Below are 5,412 nucleotides of genomic sequence, written 5' to 3' on the forward strand. Positions count from 1 at the left end.
CGGCTGGGGTCCCGCCTTACGGATGCACCAGCACCTTCACGGCCGTGTCCTTGTGGTTGATGAGGGTATCGAAGCCCTGCTCCACGAGGTCCTCCAGCGCGATCTTGCCGGTGATGAACGGTTTGAGGTCCACCTTGCCCTCCTGCACCATCTTGATGACCGCGGGATGGTCCCGGACGTAGGCGATGGTGCCGCGCAGGTCGATCTCCTTGAGCACCAGCTTCTGCATGTCCACGGTGGCGGGCGCGCCCCAGATGGACACGTTGACCACCACTCCCCCGGGCCGGACGGCGTCGAGCATGGTGTCCAGCACCGCGTTCACGCCGGCGCATTCGAAGGCGACGTCGGCGCCGGTCCCGCCGGTGAGTTCCAGCACCCGGGCCGGGACGTTCTCCTGGCTGGGGTCCAGCACGTGGTCCGCCACCCCGCTGGAGACGGCCTTTTCCTTCCGCGCCTGGGTCAGTTCGCTGATGATCGTGGTCACGCCCATGCCTTTGAGGACGGCCGCGGTCAGCAGTCCGATGGGGCCTGACCCGCCCACCAGGGCGACGTCGCCGGCCTTGGCGCCGCTGCGCGCCACCGCGTGGTGGGCCACGGAGAGCGGCTCGATCAGGGCCGCTTCGTCCAGGGGGATGTCACCGATGGGGTGCACCCACCGCTTGTCCACCACGATCTTTTCGCTGAGCCCGCCCCCGCCGCCGGAGAGCCCGATGAAGCCCATCTGCCGGCACAGGTGGTAGCTGCCCGCCTGGCACATGTCGCAGTCGCCGTCCACGAAATACGGTTCGACGACGACGTTGTCGCCCACCGCGATTCCCTCCACGCCTTCGCCGACCTCGGAGACGGTCCCGGAGAATTCGTGCCCCAAGGTTACTGGTGCCTCTTCATGGGAGAGCGGGTGCGGATGCCCCGGAGCGGGGCAGAAGATGGGGCCTTCCAGATATTCGTGCAGGTCCGTGCCGCAGATGCCGCACCACGCGACGTCGATCTTCACCGCGCCGGCCCGGAGCTCCGGCTCGGGGATGTCCTCGATCCGGATGTCCTTGCGGCCATGGAAACGTGCTGCCTTCATGATGATCCTTCCGTTCGGTGGATACGACGAATTTTCTGAGACGTGCCGCGTGCCTTGGCCCAGCCCGCTCATCCTCCCACCGGGGTGCTGGCATAGATAGGGACGACAGACCCTGCACTATGAGGGCGGCTGCACGCTTCGACCAACTCCGGACGTTGCTGACTCAGGACGGTACGATCTGTTCCATTGGCATCGCAGCAGCGCGGCCGGCTGGAACTCATTTGGGGGAATGAACCGATGGTGGAACTGAAACGCATCTACTGGAGCCGGCAGGCTCTGCGTCTCGCTTACTCTGCTGCGATCGTCTGGTTAGCCGTCTCGGTCGTCCTGGCGCTGATGCCGAAGGGGGATGTCGGCGCAGCGAACAGCAAATCAACGGTCACCGAGGTCTTTCGCAGCCTTGTCGACAGCGTTCTGGCTGCGGTGGCCCTTCCGGGGCTGTTGCTCGTGGTTCTGTTCATTGTTGCGGTGGTTGTCCACGGCCGCGATGTGCGGCGGCGGGACCCGGTTCGGCGTTTCAGCCGCCAGCAACGCAGGGAGGGCATGGCGCGGGCCGGCGGCCAGTGCGAGATGGAGGCTGGACTCAGGCGTCGCTGCTCGCGGCCCGCTGAGCACGGAGACCACTTCTACCCGTGGTCCAAGGGCGGCTCCACCACCCTGCAGAATTTCGTCGCCGCCTGCGCGAGGTGCAACCGCGCGAAAGGCGCGAGGATTCCCTCGCCCGGTCAGCAGGCAAGGATAGAACGACGACGGCGTGGGTACGTTGTGCCAGAGAGTTCCGTCTGCGTCGGCGACCGGCGACGCTTAGCTTGAGTTGCCTGAGCGGAGCCGTCAGCCCGTGGACCTCCTCTACGGGATGAGCAGCTTGCAAATTCGGCCCCGACTACGGACTGAACGGCCTCACCGTGGGCCAGTTGCCCTCCCCCGCCGCGAGGTTCGCCTGCAACCCGCTGGTGTCCGGCGCCGACGGCGGCCACGACATCCACCTGCGGGACTTCGGCCGGCGCGGCGTCCGGTTGCACGGCCATTTGGAAACAGCCGACGACGGCGACCTCGTCTTCAGTGATGACCTTCCGGAACGCGTGGGGCTGGTGGAGTCGGCGTTCTACCAGCGGATGAAGCCGATGTTCGACAGCTATATTGCCGCCACTGGCATGTCGGCACCCGAGCCGGAGCCGCCGCGGAAAGACGATTGGCTTCCTTCCGAGCCGGCACGGCTGAACCTCGAAGCCGCCAACGTCACGTCGATTCTTTGGGCCACGGGCTACCGGCTGGACTTCAGCATCTTGGACATCCCGGTGCTGGACGAATGGAACTACCCCCGSCACCRCCGCGGCGTCACCGAACACCCGGGCYTSTACGCCGTCGGSYTGCCGTGGCTGACCGGGCACGGCTCGTCTATCGTGGCGGGCGTGGGCCGCGACGCCGAGTACATTGCGCAGCACATCGCCGAGAACATCGCCGCCCGGTGAAGCCGACGTTCCAGAGGGACGGCTACCCCGGGCAAGGCCCGTCGACGTCCACTGGAGCGGCGAGGCCCGCCGAGTTGAACCAGTCCCTGGCCCAGGCCTGGACCGACGGGATGGCGAGTCGCTCGGCAATAATCTCCGGGGGCCCTTCGAAAACGGACTTCCCCTCCTCCAGGAGGTCCCCGGTGCCGCTGCCGGCGAGGACCCCGAAGAGGGCAGGCTGCTCGAGGAAGGGAAGCTTCCCGCCGTCGCCATCGGTCAGCACGCCCCAGCGCGAGGTGAACAGCGAGAACTCCTCCGGACGTTACCCGTGGTCCGCCACGAGCGGGCAGGCTTCGCCGTCGAGCTGGATCCGCCGGTAGTTGGGCTCCGTTTCGTCGAGGGCCATGAGCTGGACATCGTCCAGCCACGACAGCCAGACCGCTGTGCACTCTCCCATCAGCGGATACGGGGCGGGGGCGATGTAGCCGGCCTTGCTCACGTGCGCGGAGTGGCCAACGGCGATGTTGTGGAACTGCCCCCGGACCAGCGGCAGGACCGCGCTGACGGGCTGGTGGGAGTTGGCGAATTTCCGCCGCATCACGTCGGCGCCTGAATTCGAGCCGATGGAGACCACCCGGGAACGGGCTTCCAGCGGTGCCGCGCCGGCGCGCGCGAAGGCTTCATCGAGCCCGGCTGAGGGCTCCAGGTGCCGGAAGTCATTGCCGTCCATGACGCCCGAGGCCRCGGGCRGKTCCCACGGATACAGCAGCGGATTGAGAAGGCCGGCGCCGCCGACCCCGCTCAGTCCCACGGACTCGGCCGGATGAAGCCGGATGAAGCCGTCGGCATCGTGCTGGAGGCTGATCAAGGCGGCCCGATTTCATGGTCGGGACTTCCAGTGTCCCGCACTTTTGGGGGAACCCACCTTCGGCGTATAGGGAGCCGGGCAGGCCGCGCCGCCATGGTCAGGCCGCCAGTAGCAGTCATGCCGTCCCCCGAAGCAACTGCCCGTCACCGACTCGCAGAGAGTCAACACCGTGGTGGTCGAGTCCGGACAGGCGGGACTGGTCACCAGTTGCTGGCTCGCCCCGGCCGGCGCTGAGCACCAGGTGCTGGAGCGGCGGGATGCTCTGGGTGGGGCGCGCCGGGACCGGTGGGACAGTTTCTACCTGAACACGACCAACTCCTCGTTCGTGCTGCCGGAGCTGAAGTACGCCACCCCCGAGCGGTGCAGCCGGGCACGGAGGCCATCCGGATCACGCCGGTGGGCGGCCACTTCATCGTGGAGACCGTCGGCGGACGCCGACAGAGGACGTGGTCTTGGCGAACGGCTTCTTCCAACGCCCGCGCGTCCCTCCCGTCCGGCGGCCTCCCGGGGGTACCGCCGCAGAGACGTCTAGATAATGCACTCAACCTGCACGGGAAACCAAGGAGCCAAGCGGTCAAACTTCTTTCCGTGATAGACAAGATCCAGGCCAGGCCTCGGACTGTCCGGAAGCGTAGATGTTAGAAAATTGACCGTTTGGTCAACTTGGTCAGACGGGGACGCCGCTGCAGAAACTCGGCGTGGATAAGTTCCGGAAGGCCTCCGCAATGAAGGCTACCTAGATCGTCGGGGCAGCTCTAAAAGACGAAGTTCATGTACAGAGGTTCAGCTGGGCCAGGCTCCCCTGATGTCTAGGGAACCTCGCGCCCGACAGACCTTTGCTCAAATTGCCGACAGTTCACCACCGGCTGATGGACGTCCCCGATCAGTCCCCACTTGACGCGACGGCACAATTCTTGAGGTTACAGTTTCAGATCGGAAAAGTAGCCAAGCGTTGGATCGGTGAGAGTCCCGATCACCAGACCGCGATCCAGGAACCGGTTGAACTGCTCACAGCTGGTCTCAGGCAACAACGCGCATCCGTGGCAGGCCGCGAGGTTGCACGAGTCGGGACCCTGCCCCTTCTCGCCTGCATCCATGCAAACTGGGTCCGTCGAACACCAACGTGCTCCGCTCAGCGCCGATGCAAAGACCGACCGCAGATTGTCCGGGCGAGACATCCTGACTAGCCCGCCCATTGTTCCTTCAGAGTCTCCCGCCGCAGTGTAGAGCAAGAGTCCTGCTGTCTGCCGATCGGCTGCATCAGATACATACAACCGCTCCCGAAGGGACGCTGAGCTGTAACCACAGGCGAAAACCAGCTGGTTAATCAGCAGATGGCCCAGCGTATGCAGCAGTACGAACCGTGGGCTGAGCGTGCGTGCATGGAGCCCACGCTGCGACGCAACGCGGCCGTAGTGCGAAGTGATCTTGTCCGCTCGTGCCTGGACCTCAGATCGAGCCTCCCACTTCGCGAGGCGATCACTATCAAACTCGACATAGATCCCCTCGCCCTTCACGACGTATGCAGGCAGCCAGTCCTGTTCAGGTGAAAGGGACTGGCGGCGTAAGAGAGCCTTACCGACGCTGAGCTTGAGAACGTCATCTCGCACCCGCGTAAAGCCACGGAGCGCCCTCGTCTCCCTTAGGACATCAACGCTCCTCACACGGTCGAAATGCGACGACAGGTCGGAGTGCATTCCAGGATTGGTCGCCGTCAAGTAGTCGTCCTTCGGCGTTTCGCGGATCGCAACGTACTCGGGATAGCGCCATTCGTCGTCTTCCGTAAGGAGCTCCGTACCTCCTTCCTCGCTCAACTCTGGCTGCGGCCCTTCGACCCCCAGCAGGTCTCGATAGCCGGCCATCAGTTCTTCATCCGAGATCGGCTTAAATCGTTCGGGTGGAACGTTGCGCATTAGCGTCTTACGCAATACCGCGACATCAAGATCTTCGCCGAAGGCTGTGTGCAGGGTCCGCATGGTCGCACTCACCGCCGGGTGACGCATCAACTCGTGCATCTCGAC

5 protein-coding genes and 1 pseudogene are annotated in these 5,412 nt (G+C 65.0%); 2 read left to right on the forward strand and 4 right to left on the reverse strand.

The window, feature by feature from the left end:
• Positions 1 to 16 precede the first annotated feature (16 nt).
• Positions 17 to 1,072, reverse strand: a complete 1,056-nt coding sequence (locus AB4Y86_RS11130) for a 2,3-butanediol dehydrogenase (RefSeq protein ID WP_441402296.1) — start codon at positions 1,070 to 1,072, stop codon at positions 17 to 19.
• Positions 1,073 to 1,258: 186 nt separating this feature from the next.
• Between AB4Y86_RS11130 and AB4Y86_RS11135 the strand changes: the two genes are divergently transcribed.
• Both AB4Y86_RS11135 and AB4Y86_RS11140 read left to right on the forward strand, forming a co-directional pair.
• A complete protein-coding gene (locus AB4Y86_RS11135) occupies positions 1,259 to 1,885 on the forward strand; it encodes an HNH endonuclease (protein WP_441402297.1) in 627 nt (208 codons plus the stop codon).
• A 56-nt stretch (positions 1,886 to 1,941) separates the two neighbouring features.
• Positions 1,942 to 2,544, forward strand: a pseudogene (locus AB4Y86_RS11140) (FAD-dependent oxidoreductase); the annotation flags it as partial.
• Positions 2,545 to 2,566: 22 nt separating this feature from the next.
• Here AB4Y86_RS11140 and AB4Y86_RS11145 read toward each other — a convergent pair.
• From AB4Y86_RS11145 to drmB, 3 genes are all read right to left on the reverse strand, one after another.
• Positions 2,567 to 2,806, reverse strand: coding sequence for a hypothetical protein (locus tag AB4Y86_RS11145; protein WP_441402298.1), 240 nt, complete (start codon positions 2,804 to 2,806; stop codon positions 2,567 to 2,569).
• A 39-nt stretch (positions 2,807 to 2,845) separates the two neighbouring features.
• Complete coding sequence (locus AB4Y86_RS11150) at positions 2,846 to 3,391, reverse strand: hypothetical protein (RefSeq protein WP_441402299.1); 546 nt, start codon at positions 3,389 to 3,391, stop codon at positions 2,846 to 2,848.
• A 920-nt stretch (positions 3,392 to 4,311) separates the two neighbouring features.
• Positions 4,312 to 5,412: DrmB family protein (drmB, locus tag AB4Y86_RS11155; protein WP_441402300.1), on the reverse strand; the 1,101-nt coding region annotated here is incomplete at its 5' end.

It is taken from the genome of Arthrobacter sp. 2YAF22_2, assembly GCF_052114645.1.
Lineage (GTDB): Bacteria > Actinomycetota > Actinomycetes > Actinomycetales > Micrococcaceae > Arthrobacter.